This is a genomic window from Bacillus sp. es.034 (assembly GCF_002563655.1).
In the GTDB taxonomy this organism is placed as follows: Bacteria; Bacillota; Bacilli; order Bacillales; family Bacillaceae_B; genus Rossellomorea.
Window position 1 is genome coordinate 208374 of the sequence record NZ_PDIY01000001.1, and the last position, 16105, is coordinate 224478.

At 47.2% G+C, this 16105-nt stretch carries 15 protein-coding genes and 1 pseudogene; 2 read left to right on the forward strand and 14 right to left on the reverse strand.

From position 1 onward, the window contains the following. Positions 1-392 precede the first annotated feature (392 nt). From ATG71_RS01185 to ATG71_RS01205, 5 genes are all read right to left on the reverse strand, one after another. Positions 393-2801, reverse strand: coding sequence for an MMPL family transporter (locus ATG71_RS01185; RefSeq protein WP_098437933.1), 2409 nt, complete (start codon positions 2799-2801; stop codon positions 393-395). Then, positions 2798-3250, reverse strand: a complete 453-nt coding sequence (locus ATG71_RS01190) for a MarR family winged helix-turn-helix transcriptional regulator (protein ID WP_098437935.1) — start codon at positions 3248-3250, stop codon at positions 2798-2800. Before ATG71_RS01190 ends, ATG71_RS01185 begins: the two co-directional genes overlap by 4 nt. Before the next feature lie 203 nt (positions 3251-3453). Beyond that, a complete protein-coding gene (locus tag ATG71_RS01195; protein ID WP_286162881.1) occupies positions 3454-3843 on the reverse strand; it encodes an SRPBCC family protein in 390 nt (129 codons plus the stop codon). Further along, the gene (locus ATG71_RS01200; protein ID WP_098437938.1) at positions 3843-4301 is read right to left on the reverse strand and encodes an SRPBCC family protein; all 459 of its coding nucleotides are present in this window, start codon (positions 4299-4301) and stop codon (positions 3843-3845) included. Before ATG71_RS01200 ends, ATG71_RS01195 begins: the two co-directional genes overlap by 1 nt. Beyond that, positions 4291-4608: an ArsR/SmtB family transcription factor gene (locus ATG71_RS01205; RefSeq protein ID WP_098437941.1), complete on the reverse strand. Its 318-nt coding sequence runs from the start codon at positions 4606-4608 to the stop codon at positions 4291-4293. The genes ATG71_RS01200 and ATG71_RS01205 overlap by 11 nt, the downstream gene beginning before the upstream one ends. Before the next feature lie 129 nt (positions 4609-4737). Here ATG71_RS01205 and ATG71_RS01210 point away from each other — a divergent pair, with 129 nt between their 5' ends. Together ATG71_RS01210 and ATG71_RS01215 are read left to right on the forward strand one after the other, a co-directional pair. Further along, positions 4738-5430, forward strand: coding sequence for a GntR family transcriptional regulator (locus ATG71_RS01210; protein ID WP_098437944.1), 693 nt, complete (start codon positions 4738-4740; stop codon positions 5428-5430). Continuing rightward, a complete protein-coding gene (locus tag ATG71_RS01215; RefSeq protein WP_098437947.1) occupies positions 5427-6044 on the forward strand; it encodes a sterol desaturase family protein in 618 nt (205 codons plus the stop codon). The genes ATG71_RS01210 and ATG71_RS01215 overlap by 4 nt, the downstream gene beginning before the upstream one ends. Positions 6045-6082: 38 nt before the next feature. On the opposite strand, the gene ATG71_RS01220 is transcribed toward ATG71_RS01215, so the two are convergent. The 9 genes and pseudogenes from ATG71_RS01220 to ATG71_RS01265 form a co-directional block, all read right to left on the reverse strand. Further along, on the reverse strand, positions 6083-7174 hold the full coding sequence (locus ATG71_RS01220) for an ABC transporter permease (RefSeq protein ID WP_098437950.1): 1092 nt from the start codon (positions 7172-7174) through the stop codon (positions 6083-6085). Then, positions 7171-8097 (reverse strand): ABC transporter ATP-binding protein, encoded by a 927-nt coding sequence (locus ATG71_RS01225; RefSeq protein ID WP_098437952.1) that lies wholly within the window; start codon positions 8095-8097, stop codon positions 7171-7173. The genes ATG71_RS01220 and ATG71_RS01225 overlap by 4 nt, the downstream gene beginning before the upstream one ends. A gap of 60 nt (positions 8098-8157) precedes the next feature. Next, complete coding sequence (locus tag ATG71_RS01230) at positions 8158-8586, reverse strand: DUF6526 family protein (RefSeq protein ID WP_098437955.1); 429 nt, start codon at positions 8584-8586, stop codon at positions 8158-8160. Positions 8587-9143: 557 nt separating this feature from the next. Continuing rightward, a complete protein-coding gene (locus ATG71_RS01240) occupies positions 9144-9587 on the reverse strand; it encodes a hypothetical protein (protein ID WP_098437960.1) in 444 nt (147 codons plus the stop codon). A 180-nt stretch (positions 9588-9767) separates the two neighbouring features. Then, positions 9768-10819, reverse strand: a pseudogene (xylF, locus tag ATG71_RS01245) (D-xylose ABC transporter substrate-binding protein). Positions 10820-10834: 15 nt separating this feature from the next. After that, positions 10835-12361 carry a response regulator gene (locus ATG71_RS01250; protein WP_098437963.1) on the reverse strand — a complete coding sequence of 509 codons (1527 nt, stop codon included), beginning with the start codon at positions 12359-12361 and terminating at the stop codon, positions 10835-10837. Further along, the gene (locus ATG71_RS01255) at positions 12336-13796 is read right to left on the reverse strand and encodes a sensor histidine kinase (protein ID WP_098437965.1); all 1461 of its coding nucleotides are present in this window, start codon (positions 13794-13796) and stop codon (positions 12336-12338) included. The genes ATG71_RS01250 and ATG71_RS01255 overlap by 26 nt, the downstream gene beginning before the upstream one ends. Continuing rightward, complete coding sequence (locus ATG71_RS01260) at positions 13793-14773, reverse strand: sugar ABC transporter substrate-binding protein (RefSeq protein ID WP_098437968.1); 981 nt, start codon at positions 14771-14773, stop codon at positions 13793-13795. Before ATG71_RS01260 ends, ATG71_RS01255 begins: the two co-directional genes overlap by 4 nt. A gap of 157 nt (positions 14774-14930) precedes the next feature. After that, a complete protein-coding gene (locus ATG71_RS01265) occupies positions 14931-16103 on the reverse strand; it encodes a sugar ABC transporter permease (protein ID WP_098437971.1) in 1173 nt (390 codons plus the stop codon). Positions 16104-16105 lie beyond the last annotated feature (2 nt).

Consider the following 16105-nt stretch of genomic DNA (forward strand, 5'->3'; position numbering starts at 1 on the left):
ATAACCTTCCTCATCCACTATATTTGCAGGCGCTTTCAATCCAGCACCTTCATGTGTCTAAAAAAAACCATACCATCTTCTATTATAATGATTCATAGGGTAAAATATCTAGTATTATCTGATTATTATAAACTATTTTATGAAAAAACAAAAGTGAAAATAGTGTCATGAACGCTTGATGATACAGGTTTGAAAGTACCCAGACCTTCTCTGAACCCTTATATGTCAAAGAGAAACCCGACAACTTCAGTAGAGATTCTGATTAGTTTTTCAGAAAAATATTTTTTCCTTTAAATTGAACTAAAATTCAGAGTATTTAGCCTGTTTTTGTCTTGAACTCGTCTTTCATTCAAAAGACAGCCCGCTCTATATTAGAACGGGCTGTTCTCAATCTACTTTTCCTTCTTCGGTCGGAACGGCCACCACACTCCATTGCCGAATGACACAGTCATGGCAGGTATCAATAGTGGCAGGACGATCAGTCCATACAGAAGCAGTCCGGTGATGACGATGGTCGCGATCTGCACGAGACTGAGTACCCCGGACGGTACCATGGCACCGAATGTACCTGCGAGGATGATCGCTGCCGTGATGATGACGGTTCCCATCTTCGCCATCGATGCTTTGATGGCATCGGTCACCGTCATGCCTTCTGATGCCTCTTCACGGAAACGGTCCATGAGGAAAATCGAATAGTCGACTCCAAGGGCCACAAGCATGACGAATCCGAAGAACGGAACGGCCCAACTGATACCGTCATATCCAAGCCCCTCCACGAAAATCCACTCGGCTACGGCAACAGACGTGAAGTACGTCAGAAGCAGAGATCCGATCATGTAGAGCGGCATGATGAAGGAACGGAACAGGATCGCCAGGACCACAAACAAACTGATAAGCATGATCGTCACCGTCTGGGTGAAGTCACTCGTTGAAATATCGCTAAGGTCACGGTTGATGCTTGAGACTCCTCCGATGGCAACCTCGGTATCTTCAAGAGGTGTATCTTTGATGACCCGTTCCGTCGTTTCATTGATCCGGTCCACGGTGTCGATGGCTTCCGGTGAATACGGATTATCGGACAGGATGACTTCAAGCTTCATCCCTTTTTCTTCTCCAAAAGAATACCGGTCGATCACCTGGGCAAATTCTTTATTGTCCAATGTACCCGGTGGTAAGTATAACCCGGTATCACGGATGGTCTCGCTGTCACTCATCCCTTGAAGCTGATCTCCGGCCTGATTTAGTCCGCCTGTGATCTGATTCAGACCGTCCAGCGGATTCGGTGCACCTGGTTGCGGAGACTGCCCCTGACCGGCCATGGCTGCCTGCTGGCTGAGTCCTTTTACGGCCTGATCGAGACCATCAGCCGCTCCGTTCACACCTTCAGCGATTTTTCCAAGCTGATAATCCGCATTGAATTCTTCGATTGCCTCGCCGGCAGGACGTGTGATGGAACGTACACTCTTCACCCCGTCGACTTTCGCAAGCTCACGACTCAGCTTTTCTACATAAGGAACGGTATCCTCGGTCACAAGCTTTTCATCGCTTGAAAGCAGAACCTGGACCGGCAGGGAATCCCCTTGACCGAATCCGTCTTCAATCGCCTGCAGACCTTTGACCGAATCATAGCTGTCCCCGATTTCATCCACCGTGTTGAAGGACAGGGCATCGTCGTATGTGAATAAAAGTGGAACCGTGATGACCGCCACCACTGCCATGGACAACAATGGACGATTGACGGAAAGCTTGCCCATCCAAGCCCATAACTTACTGTCATTGTGAGAAACGGATTTCTTCGATGGCCAGAACAATTTTTCCTTCAAGGTGGCCATGAAGAACGGCATGACCGTGCTCAATACCAGTAACAGAACGGCAATTCCGACTGCCACGGCTACGGCTGATTTAAAGATCGGGAAGTCGGCAAACCCGATAGCGAAGAATCCGATGAAGACGGCGAGCCCGCTTATGTAAAGCGTGCGTCCTGCTGTCTTATACGTACGGATGATCGCTTCATTGATAGGCTGCCCTGCCCCCAATTCCTCTTTGAACCGACTCAATAACAGGATGCAGTAATCCGTCCCGATCCCGAACAGGATGGCAACAAGGAAAATCTGCGTATAGTTCGAAACGGGAAATCCAAACCAATCAATGAAAAATGCAACGATCGATTGACTGAGTAAATAGGTGATTCCAACAGCCACTAATGGAATCAACGGGGTCACAATTGAACGGAATACGGCTAATAAAAGAGCAAAAATCAGCACGACCGTAATGATTTCCGTCCGTTTCAATCCTTCCTGCGCGCTCAGGTTGACATCATTATTGATGATGGCTTCCCCCGTCAGGTAAACGGAGGACTCGCCTTTCAGGATGTCTGATTTAATGGAATCAGCAAGCTCCACCACTTCCTCCTGTGTTCCGTCAACGGTGATCGGAACAAGGACGGTCTTTTTGTCTTTTGAGACGAGCTGGGCTTCCAGTTCCTCGCTTTCAAACGGATCGAGGACCGAACTGACCGGGTCCCCAAGCTCTTTCAGTTCATCTACATTTGACGCAATGTCTTTCTTTGCGGAGTCCGTCAATTTTTCGTCCAGTGAATACACAAGGGATATCGTTTCTTCCCCTGCCCCGGCGTCATTCAGCATTTCCATCGCTTTCTTTGACGCAGCATCTTCAGGGAGTTGGAACGTCCCGGCATCTTCTGCCTGCTTCGACAGGTTGGGCGAAATCATAAACAATAAAACCGTTATTATAAGAAGGCCGATTGTAACCGGCCACTTGAATTTGATGATGGATTTCATCCTTTTTCACCCTCCAATTTCAAAATCGATCTGATTTTCCTGAACATGGTCAGGAATTGATCCAGCTCCTCGTCCTTCACGTGATCGGCGAACAAGTCTTCGATATAGGCATAAACCGCTTGATCGGACTCGGTTACGACCTTCTGACCATCCTCCGTGAGGCATACAAGCTTGCTCCGCTGATCTCCTTCCGCCTTCACGATTTCGATGAGCCCTTTCTCTTCAAGCCTCTTCAACCGGTTCGAAATCGCACTCTTATGAACCCCCTGGAGCTCGGCGATCACACCCCCTGCAAGCGGACCGTTCTTATTCACAAGCTTCAGCACCTGAATCTGTTCAGGAGAATATTCCTGCCACACATCAGCCTTTACATTCTTCAGCACCCGATCTGTCCCGAACACCATCACGTCCTCGAACAGCTCGACTGCTTCAATTAACCGCTTATCCAACTAGTTGACCCCCTAAACTAATTATTCTATTTTATAGTTTAGGGGGTCAACTAGTTGGAGTCAAGGAAAAGGTTCTGATCATAATTTTAAAAGTTTAAGAAACGAAGATAAAAAAATGGCCGTATGCAATGAAGACATCGCATACGGCCATTTTTATGAAACGAGTAGTTGACTCCCTTTATCCTCTGAATCATGAGAGCCAGTCACTCTTCCCCAAAGAATTTCTTCAGGTTCTTCCAATAGTTTTCATGCCATCCGGCTGTTAAGTGCTCTCCTTGTCCTTCCGGAAATCCAACATGATCGAACACTAATTGAGTGCCACTCCCTTGCTGATTCCATTCAAATTTCACCAATGAATATACACCTTCGTCCCAATTTCCGGCACGCCAGGCCTGAACCACTCTTACTCCAGGGACAAGTTCAATGTTCCTTCCTGTAATCATTCCTCCGAATAGGGAAAATGATCCTCCATCTTCTGCTTGAATGTCTGTTGGGGCACCTCCCGTCAGCTCGCTGAATTGTGAGGAATCTGTCAATGCTTTATACATTTGATCTGGTGTTGCCTTGAATGTCAGTTCTTCATGAATGGTCATTATGATTGCTCCTTTTTTTGCTTGTTTTTTGACCAAGGATCTTCTCCGATGGATTCTCCTTGAGACAGGCGTTTCAATCGGTCCATGTAATGAGTCCAACCATCATTGTTGGACGATCTTTTTTCTTCAGGTATATCATGATGGATTAATTTAAGCAGTGTCCCGTTATTTTGGGGTATGAGCAGGAATTCGACGGAACTTGAACCGGGAGGCATGATGTCAGATCCTTCCCACCCCCACGTCATAACAATTTTCTCGTTACGAATAATTTCTTTATACTCTCCCAAGGCGATGTTACTTCCATCAATATCGATACGGTATTTACCTGAGATTCTTGGTTCGAGTAGAATGTGTCTTCCTATCCACCGAACCATCTTGTCAGGATCGATAAAAAAAGAAAATAATGTCTCCTGACTGCATTCAATAAAAATTTCTTTACGTAACGGTTCATTCACCATTCTTTTTCCTTTCCTCCTCTTCAGCCGCTTCCTTTAAACGCAGCAGGCTGTCATCCCAAAATTGGTTTATGAATTCCCTTAGTTCACTGAAACCTTCCCTTCTTATTCTGTAAATACGTTTCGTGCCCTCTTTACGGACATCCACTAATCCTGAATCCACAAGTACTTTTAAGTGTTGGGAAATGGCTGGTGCGGATATGCTGAAATGTGATGCAATCTCTGATGATGTCAGTTCTCCTTCCCGTAAAAGCTCTAAAATGGTAAGACGTGTCGGTACCGACAATGAATGTATCGTTTGAATGATCATATCATTACTTTAGCATCTACCCACGGTGCGATTTATATTTTTCTGAATATATTGACAAATGCACTTACTGAGATCATATAATGGTAATACCACAAAAAAAATTGGTATTACCATTCAGGAGGTACCATAATGAAAGAACGTTCTTCCGATATCATCGCCCGTGACCTTACCCGTTCCATACTGGGCGGCGAACTGAAGATTCAGGAACCCCTACAATCAGAAAGAGATCTCGCTGTTCATTACAAAGTGGGGCGCCCTACCATTCGGGAAGCCCTGCAGAAATTGGAACGGGACGGCTGGATCCGGAGCCGGAAAGGAATGCCCGCAGTCGTGAATGATTACTGGAAGCAGGGGAACTTGATGACGATCGTCACGATCCTTCAGCACGAAGAAGAAATCCCCGATGAATTCATCGTTTATATGCTTGAGCTGCGTGTCTCCATTACTCCTGCATATTTCAGGGACGCTATGGAGTACAACAAGCTGAAGGTCATTTCCCTCTTCGCCTCGTTTGAAGATATGAATGACACAGCTGAAACGTATGCTGAATTTGACTGGCATATCCAACATCGGGTGGCCATGCTGTCACCCAATCCGATTTATCTTTTGATTCTGAACAGTTTTAAGGATGTGTATATCAGGATGGCGGAAAAATATTTCAGCGATTCAACCCATCGTACCGCTTCACGGGATTATTACGATACACTTCTAAAATGGATATTGGATGGGGATTTTCAACAAGCCGAACAAACCGTCCGGGACATGATGGAAACGAGCATACGCCTATGGAAACAAAAAATGGATGGAGGCAAGGAAGGATGAAAAAGAATCGATTGTATCGGGATTTCTTTTTACACTTTGATATTTTAGTCATGGTGGGCATATTTCTCTTGGTACTCGGATTTTTGTTCACGATGGAGCTTTCCCTATTCAGCTTGTTATTTTTTGCCGTCGGGATTGTCACTTACATGTTCAGCGAATACCTCACCCACCGCTTCCTCTTTCACATCAAGTCACCGAAGAACCCTTTTTTACTGAATTTAATCAAGCGCCTGCACTATGATCACCATAAGAAGCCGAATGACTTGAAGCTCCTCTTTCTACCGGTCTGGTACAGCGCCCCCAACCTCTTTGTCCTGTGTCTGTTGTTTTATTTCCTGACCGGATCAATGTCATTCACCCTTGCCTTCACCACCGGGATCCTCTTCATGTTCTTTGTATACGAATGGAAGCACTACGTCGCTCACCGTCCCATGAAGCCAAAGACGCGGTTCGGCCGCTGGCTCAAAAAGACGCATATCCTCCACCATTATAAGAATGAGAACTATTGGTACGGGGTCTCTACCCCATTTGTCGATGTGTTGTTTGGAACCTACAAAGAAGGAAACGACGTGGAGATGAGTGAGACGGCAAAGGATTTGGAAAAGAGGGCATGAAAAAAGTCCAGTCGGGTTGATCCGATTGGACTTTTTTTCTATTCCCACTTAAACACATAACTAGCCAGAGCAAACCCGCCAACGAGCCACGCTCCAAGGATCAAGGTCTCCGTCCCAAGCTCCAGAAATGGTGTCCCGAGATTCATCGTCTCCCGCAGTGCGGAACTGAGGTGAGCGATCGGCAGCACCTTCACGATAGGCTGGATGATGTCCGGCATATTGTTGATCGGGAAGAACACACCGCCTAGAAACAGCATCGGAAACGTCACGAAGCCCGCGATTGGTCCCGCACTTTCCGGATTCTTCGCCATACCCGCAATGATGAAGCCGAGGGACATGAACGCCAGGGTCCCAAGGATGATGAAGAAAATCATCGCAAGCCACGAGCCTGCCACGTTAATGTCAAAAATGAGATCGGCAATCAGTACGACAAGGAGTGCCTGGGTCCCGTTCAGCATGAGACGTGCCGTGATCTGTGCGGCAATGAAGGTGGACGCCTTCAGCCTCGTCCCCTGCATGCGTCGGAGGATGCCCCGTTCGCGCCAGGCAGAGATTTGTCCCGCCACCCCGTTCATATTGTTGCTCATGATCATCATGGCAACAATGCCTGGTACGAGGAAATCGACATAGCGTATGTTCAGTGCTTCGATCCCGACTTTTTCGACCGTCACGACAGGCTTGTAGTCGACAAGGTCCTTGCTGTATTGATCAATGATTCCGTTCACTACCGTTAGTCCAAGTTCAGCGGTTGTCAGGTTCTTCTCGTTATAGTAAACGGGAATTGAGAACGCTTCGTCACTGTCCTTCACGTTTTCCCCGTATCCTTTCGGGATTTCGATGAGAAGCTGGATATCACCGTTTTTCACGGCTTTTTTTCCCGCTTTGACGTTATCGAATGTAGCTGTTTCAATTCCCTCATTTTTATTGAATAAGTTCTTTAAATCCTTTGATGCATCGGTTTGATCACTGTCGATCATCCCCACCGTCAGGGAAACCGAGTTCCCTCCGCCTGCGAATGAACCGAGGGCCACCATCAGGATGACCGGGAAGAGAAGGGTGAAGAATAATACTTGTTTGTTTCGGGCAAAAATCCGTAATTGTGCCAGAGTCAGCTGCCAATATGCTCTCATGATTCCCGCAGCCTCCTTCCTGTCATATGAATGAAGACATCCTCGAGTGTCGCCTGACGCGTCTGGAGGTCCTCGATTTTCAAATCATGCTCGGTCGATAAGGTAATCAGGGACGTCAACGCCCTTTGCAGTTCATCGGTGTAAAGCTGGACCAATGAATCCTTGATGGCGACTTCTTCCACTCCATCCATCTGCATGAACCAAACTTGCTCAGGAGGATTGTCCAGATGGAATTCAATCGTGCTTGTCGACTGTAACGTTTTTACGAGATTTCCGGGTGTATCAAGGGCGATCAGCTCCCCCTGGTCCATGATGCCGATCCGGTCGCAAAGCACATGGGCTTCATCCATATAGTGAGTCGACAGGATGACCGTCTTCCCCCGCTCCTTAAGTCGCAGGACAATATCCCACAGCGTCCTTCTTGCCTGGGGATCCAGTCCCGTCGTCGGTTCATCGAGGAACACAATATTCGGATCATGAATCAGTGCCAGGGCAATCGCCAGACGCTGCTTCTGCCCGCCTGACAGTCCCTTGATCCGGTCCTTGCGCTTCTCCGTCAGCAGCATATCCTCAATCAATTGATCGATGTCCACATTCTTCGGATAAAAGCTCGCATACAGATGAAGGATTTCCTCCACCTTGAGCAATTCAAACAGCGAGGTCGACTGAAGCTGAACCCCGATTACTTCCTTCACTTTATTCACATCTTTCTTCACGTCAAATCCGGCTAAGCTAGCCGTCCCCGCGTCCGGTTTCCGGAGTCCCACGAGCATCTCGATCGTCGTCGTCTTCCCGGCCCCGTTCGGCCCGAGCAATCCGAAGATTTCTCCCTTCTCCACCTGAAAGCGGACTCCCTTCACCGCCGTAAAGGAACCATATCTTTTCACTAAATCTTTTACATCCACCATGATTTCGTTCGGCATAACGAGCCTCCTTCTAAAAAAACGTAACCGCCCACGAATGAGCGGTCCAATCCCTGTTGTTTATACACGATGATGATCTGCACGCCAATTCTGCACAGCTTTCTTAATGTCATTGGGTGTTAAGTTTTCAGCCAGTGTCCGTTCGACCAATCCCGGGAATTCTTCATCCGGAGCAAACCTGAGTGCGATGATCTGCTTCAGGGATAGTCGGCCATCAAGGTCATTACCTGTGAGACGGTAGTAACGGAACTGTTCTTCCGTACGGATGACCCGGTCCTGAACTTGAAGGGCATACGTCCGGAGTCTCACCCCAACCAGGATCAACGTGATCACGACTAGAAGGATGATGAAGCTAAGCAGCGTTTCATCCCCGACATTCTTTACGAAAAACGTAACCGTCAAAATAAGGGTAACAAGGGCTGACAGTCCGATCCCTACATGAAACACCGGATCGACCTTGCTGTGATTTTCATAGTTTTGCTGTTTCATATGTACCTCCTGAGGGTTATAGATTCATTATATACCAGATGGACGGTGGATAGGACCGTCCTGTAAAAAATCATATTCGGCAATATCTTTAGGTATGCGGAGGACAAAGGGAATGCCTTACCCAAAATGACTATCTATATTTTTCCATATCATATGTGGTACGATAGTAATAGATATGACAATAGTTGGAAGTTCACCTGCTTTTCCTATTTAAAAAGGAGGTTGTGCTGATGGTTTGTTTATTCGTTTTGATCCCCATTTCGTTCATGGTCGGAGTTGTCATCGTGGGTAGCATTAAGGAGAGATACTTTTCACAAGGGTATCTTAAAGGAGAAAGCTACAATACTCATAAAACAGAAGGATTCAACAGCTCTTGCCGCGGGCAGTCCAATTCTTACAAATGGTATACAGGGGGTAACTGAAAACGACACGTATCTTTTTAATGGCCTGGAATTCCCCAATATAAAGGGAAAGATAAACTTAGAATCTATAACAAGCTAAAAGGTTACTCTCAGGGCGAGTAACCTTTCTTATCTAAAGGATATGGATGCTTACGTTCAGTCTTTCATCGAAGCCCTGGCTTTATTTACTTTATATTCCGAGACCTGCACGATCCCGATGGATTCATCCTCACCGTCACACCCCTGTAAAGAGATGAACCCGCTCCTCTCTTCGATTCCCTCGCAAACCGCACTTCTCTTTTCTTCCCCGGTCCCAGTCTTTACTACATAGTTGACTTTATTTCCATCGAACGAGATTTCATTCACACTTACCTGGTTGTTAAAAAAGTTCGATACTTTTACTTCAGACTCTTTCTTCTCCTGTACACCGTCTACAAAACTCAGTAGTTTGTCCAGATTGGTTACTTCCCCTTCTTCATCCACGAGCGTGTCACCATTGTCAGTCGCTTCCTTCACGGTGTAGGCATCAGCCTGTTCTGAATTCGAGCACCCAGCAAAGAGTAATGAACCCGTTAGGAACATAAAAGCCATTTTTCGCACGATTTCCCCATCTCCCATCCCATTCATTTATGTTGAGTATAACTTAATTGGAAAAATTATGAAAGTGCTGATTTCGCAGGGTTCTTTCCCATTTTCTTGATGAGAGATACGATTTTTCCTCGGTTTCCTTTTAGAAAAAATAAAAGCACCCAATAGTTCGGGTGCTTTTCTCGCACAGGATTACTTATACACGTCCTCCCTCGAATGAAAACCATCCGCAATAATGGTGCGATCAAGGTTGTCCCGGTTTACGGCAATGGGTTCAAGGAGGACGGATGGGACTTCGATTTTACCATTGTTGATTTTTTTATCGGTGTCGATGTATTCGTCTTTGGCGAGTGCGATGGCAAGGGATGCCGCTTCACGGGCAAGGGTATTGATCGGTTTATAAACGGTCATCGTTTGGGTACCGCGAACGATTCTTTGAGCAGCGGCAAGCTCTGCGTCCTGTCCGGCGATGGGGACTTTCCCTTCGAGGCCTGCTTCTTCCAGTGCCTTCAATGCCATTCCGGCGGTTGCATCATTGGCCGCAATGACCGCGTCTATTTCATTGTGATTGGCTGTCAGTGCCTCTTTCATATTGGAATAGGCGTTCCCGGGCAGCCAGTTATCTGTCCATTGATCATAGACGATCTGGATATCCCCTTGGTCAATTAAAGAATCCAATACGCTGAAGACCCCTTTTTTCATCAGGTGGGCATTGTAGTCTGTATCGGCCCCTCCAATGTACACATACTTCCCCTTAGGGACACGTTCTGTAAGGGCCTTTGCCTGGAGCTCCCCTACCCGTTCGTTATCAAATGAGACATACAGATCGATGTCGGCATTTTTCACAAGCCGGTCATACGAAACCACCTTGATGCCGGCGCGATGGGCTTTCTGCACGATGGCCGCCGCGGCTTCCGCTTATAAGGGACGATGACCAGCACATCGATTCCCTGACTGATCAACGTTTCTGCCTGAAGGACTTGAAGGGCATCGTTCCCTCTTGCCTCCATGATCTCCACTTCCGCCCCCAGGTCTTCGACGGCCTGTTTGAATAAATCACGGTCCCTCACCCAGCGTTCCTCCTCGAGTGTATCCATGGAGAATCCGATCTTCACGACGTCGGGAGGGATTTTCTCTTCTTTCTTATGCACCTGTTCGACAGGATCCCTCTGCACGCATGCAGTCAGTATCAGCACGATGATTATGATCCAGCCTATGTTTATCCGTTTCTTCCAATGGACCATGGCGTTTCTTCCCCTTTATGCATGTTGGCCAAGCAATGTTTTCCGGTACTCTTTTGGAGAATAATGGGTCATTTTCTTAAAGACCTTGCTGAAATAATTCGGGTCATGGTATCCCACTTCGAATGTGATTTCCTTTATGCTCTTATCAATGTCACCGAGCAGTGTTTTCGCCTTCTCCATACGGCACTCCGTCAGGAAATCGATGTAGTTGACTCCTTGTTTCTCCTTGAACATCTTACTAATATAAATAGGGCTCAGGTTCACTTTATGTGCGAGGGTATCCAACGAGATGTCTTGATGGGAATGATCTTTGATGAATTGCTTGATTTGCTGGAACGTATCGCTCTCCATTCGGTTGAAGCGTTCTGTATACGAGTCCTTCATGCCGCTTAGGAGCCGTTCGGTTTCTTCCCGCAGCTGGCGGTAATCCATCGGCTGTAAGGAGAAAAGCGGCGTGGACGTTTCCACCCCGCATTCACTCAAGGTCCGGGAAATCATCCACAGTACCTCAAGGATCCTCTGCTGGGTGTAAACGAGTGGCGTCCGTTCCTTCTCCAGTAATGTGAAAGAATTCATGATTCGGGCATGCACCTGATCCCACTTCCCCAGTCTGATTTTCTCCATTAAGTCCTTCTGATCCATCATGGCTTGTTCCCGTTTCCCTGGCTCCAGGGGGATTTCTTCGAAAAAGCGGTACTTCTTTCGCACCTGTGTATCGACCGTGGCAAGCATCGCTTCCTGATAGGAATGACGCACTTGATCCATTGAAGGATACACTTTTCCGATTCCGATGAACCATTCCTTTTCATTGTCTTTAGCGAGTGAAAGCAGCTCCCTTGCCAAAGCGGTTGCCTGGGACCTGTAGGTTGTCACAGGCTGCCTGAAGACGATGATGGGGAGCTGCCTGCCGTATAACGCCCCGGTCCATCCACTTTGTAACACTTTCTTCCGGATGGCTGAGTATTGTATTTCTCCTCCTTCAGGAAGGTGCAGGACCATCACGAACATTTCCTCTGACGAAGGGATCTCGAGCATGTCCATGAGCATATCTACATGAACTTCATGGACGTGATCGAATAATAGCTGGGTGACCACATCGGTTTCAACCAGCCTCTGTGCCTTTTGCCATTTCTCCTTCTGATGCAGGGTTTCTACATGGCGCTTACGCTCTTGTTCAATCTGTTCGAGCACCTTGCTGATTGTATGCACGATCTCAGAAGCTTTGCTCGGCTTCAGTATATAGTCCTTGACGCCGAGCTTGATGGCTGCCTTCATGTACGAAAAGGTATCATAAGCCGTCACCATGATGAATTTGATATGGGGCTGTTCCCCGTTGATGATTTCCATGGCCTCGAGACCATTCATCACGGGCATTTTAATATCCATCAAGATCAGATCGGGAGAATATTCCTTTGCCATCTCCACAGCCATCATCCCGTTCTTCGCCTGCTGAATATCAAGCCCGGGGAAATTCTTCTGTAAAATCGTCTCCATTCCATTACGTTCCAACTGCTCATCATCCACTATGAGAAGCTTGATCATCCGTACCTGCTCCTTCCCTTATAATCCTCAGCGAAATTTTAGTACCCTTGCCCTCTTCACTTTCAATCCGGAGGACATCTTCAAACCCATAAAACAACTGAAGCCGCTTTACCACATTGCTAAAGCCAATTCCTGTTGAATGGCCTTCACGGGATCCTTCTTCATGAAGGATCTGCCGGATTTTCTCCTGTGACATTCCCACGCCATCATCCTGTATCTCAACAAGGAGGATGCTGTCTTCTTCCCGGACACGAAACCAGATCGTCCCCCCATCCTCTTTCGGTTCCACCGCATGTATAACGGCATTTTCAACGATGGGTTGCAGGGTCAACGCCGGTATTCGAACGTCCATGCAGGCTTCATCCACTTCCATGTACAGCTGCAATCGATCGGTGAAACGCGCTTTTTGAATGTGCATATATTGTTCCAGTACATGAATCTCGTCCCTTAATGTAACAGACCTGTTCTGCCGTTTCAGATTATAACGAAGGATACCCGCCACGCTCACGAGGAGGTCGCTCGTTTCCTCTGATCCTTCCAAGTACGCTTTTTTTGAAAGGGTATTTAACGTATTAAATAAGAAATGGGGATTGATTTGACTCTGGAGGCTTCTAAACTGGCTTTCCTGTAAAAGAAGCTTACTTTCCTGAAGTTCCCGTTCCAGTGCCGCTTTCTGCTTGATTTCCGAGATCAGATTATTAATATTGATCCTCATGCGGTCGAAGGTCTTCGCCAAAAAGGCGATTTCATCGCTTCCCTCCACCTTCACCTGCCGGCTGAAATTCCCCTTTGACAGTTCATTTGCAGCCCTTGTCAGCTGAAAAACCGGACGCGTGATCCCGAGTGAGAACCAATAGGAAGCAATCAAGAGCAGACAAGTAATTAGAAGGAGCACCCAAATTCCAAGCTTGATGACCTCCGCTGACTGCTCCATGATCCCCCTGTACATCACATTGTACGTCGTCAATTCTTTATCAATTAACGTAAGGGTCATCTCAGATATATAGCCAGATATCCGGTTGGCTTCGGCAAACTCCTGTGCAGAAGCTTCAGCATCCCGCTCTTTCTGAAACAAGATCAATCGATCTGTCGTTTCTACCAGACTATCAATCAAGTGAAGATAGTTGGTCAGGGTAAAGTCGTTATCCCGATTTCGCAGGGAATAGACGCCGGACTTGGCCGATTTCACCCCTTCCTTGCTTTTTTCCAATTGTTTAAGGGTTCTGTCATTGGTGTCGACCATATAGTTATTCAAGTCGGTGACCACCTGCTGACTTGCCCTTGATACTTCATTCATGTTCAGATATCGCTTGAGAATCTCATTGTATTGCTCATGCGTTCTATAATTATAGTAAGTCAGGGCGAGCCAGATGGCGGACATGATGATCATGACCACCGTGGTAAGGGTGAGGATCTTTTTCTGGATAGTTGTCATTGGTCCTTCTCCACTTTCAACATCTTCAATTCGGTCAGATACCCTTCCTCATCAAGGGGAACAGTCTCCCCATTCAGCCACTCCTCCATGAGACGGACGCTCAGTTCTCCCATTTTCTCAGGCTCCTGCTCGACCACACCGTCGATCATCCCCCGTGATAATAGAGTCAATGATTCCGGTCCATCGTCAAAGGAATAAATGAAATACGACTCCTCTTGAGAGCGCTTACTTATTTCATCGATCATCGCCCCGAGATTGCTCGCATTGACAGAGATGAACGCATCGATATCCGGAAAGCGATTCATGACATCCCTCGTTGTCGTAATGATCTGATCACGATCCCTTCCCGTTTGCCCAACCACAAGTTTTATGGAAGGATATCCCTCCATTACATCGCGGATGCCCCTGACCCGTTCTTTTTGATAATATTCCTGATCACGATCCACCATGAGGACAATCTTGCCCCTATCCCCCATTTTACGGACAAGCTCTTTTGCCACCAGCTTCCCTGCTTCATATTGATCAGACCCTACATATGTACGGCGCAGACTCTCCTCCATCGGAACATCGTTGGCGACTGTTATCACCGGAATCCCATTAAAGGAAGCCTTCACCTTTGTGAGCTCCTTGAATTCAGATGTATCCGTCCCCTGGATCAGGATCCCATCGACCTTCGATTGAATGGCGATTTCAATGTTTTTCAGGAACTCCTCCTGATTTTTCCCGAAGCTTCCCCATACTTCAAGGCTCACACCTTCTTCTTCTGCTTTCCGCTTCGCACCCTTCGCTACCTTGTCCCAAAACGGTGTCCGGGTATCCTGAGTAATCAGCACGAGCCTGTGCCGGTCTTCACCCGCCGTCCCCATCTCCCCGGGCAGGTGCGCGTCGGCTTCGAATACCTTTTTTGCAGATAAAAATGTTAAATGACACAACATAAGTACGACCACTAAAAGGCCGACAAAACGGATCTTACGCACCCGACACGCCCCCTCCCATCAGTTAGAACCATTACTTTTATCATAGCACAGGAAACTCGGTGAAGGTTCCTGTACTTTTTGAATATTCACAATCAACAACAGCAATATTTTTAATAAAAGAACAAGGCCGGACTCCTAAGGAATCCGGCTGCTTCTTTTATCTTTTTTTGCGGGTCATCACATCAAAGATGACAGCCCCTGCAAGCACCCCTCCACGGATCATATATTGATAGGAGATCCCGACACCAAGAAGGTTCATTCCACTTGTCAATGAAGCCATGACGATGGCTCCGATGATGGCACCCGTTACTTTCCCGACACCACCTGCAGATGACACTCCTCCCACGTAGGCAGCAGCGATGGCATCCAGTTCAAACAACGTACCGGCAGTGGTGGTGGCGGATTGAAGACGTGATGTGAACAATATTCCGGAAAGGGCTGCAAGCATCCCCATTGAACCGAAGACGATATAGGTAATTTTCTTCACATTGATCCCGCTGAGATGAGCCGCTTCGGGATTGCTTCCCACGGCATAAATATGACGGCCAAGGACCGTTTTGGATGTCAGGAAGTGATAGACGACCACAACGATCAGAATGATGATGACCGTCCAGGAAAATCCGTGATATCCCGCAAGAATCCATGTCACATATCCGATGATGGCCGAAACGAAGACGAGCTTCAAGGCGAAAATCGGTGAAGAGATGACTTCAAACTCGTATTTGATCTTATTTCGTCTTGTCGAGATTTCACTATAAATATATAGGATGATCCCGACGAGCCCCACAAGAAGGGATAGAAGATGGAGTCCCCCCACTTCCATCAGGGATGGGATAAACCCGTTTCCGATGGCATTAAAATGATCATCCTGAATGATGATGGTGCCCGTCTTCTCTGTCACCTGCAAAAGCGCCCCGCGGAAAATCAGCATTCCGGCTAATGTCGCCACGAAAGATGGAATTCCGATTTGAGCCACAAGAAGACCGTTGAATAGCCCGACGATGGCTCCGATGATAAGAATGATTGGAATCGTAAGCCAAGTAGAGAGACCTGCCTGTGTGAGCAGGATGGCTGCAATGGCACCAAGGAATCCCGCCGCATATCCAACGGACAGGTCGATATGCCGGATAACGATGACCAGGGTCATCCCGACAGCCAGCACGGCGATATAGCCTGCAGAGTCCAATAGATTACTAATGTTCCTGGACGTTATGAATAAGCCGTCCGTCATAAACGTAAATGTAAGTATGATAGCGAATAGCGCAATATACATGCCGTAATCCCGGATGTTGTCGCGAATCAGCATTCTTGTTTCTTGAAAGATATTCATAT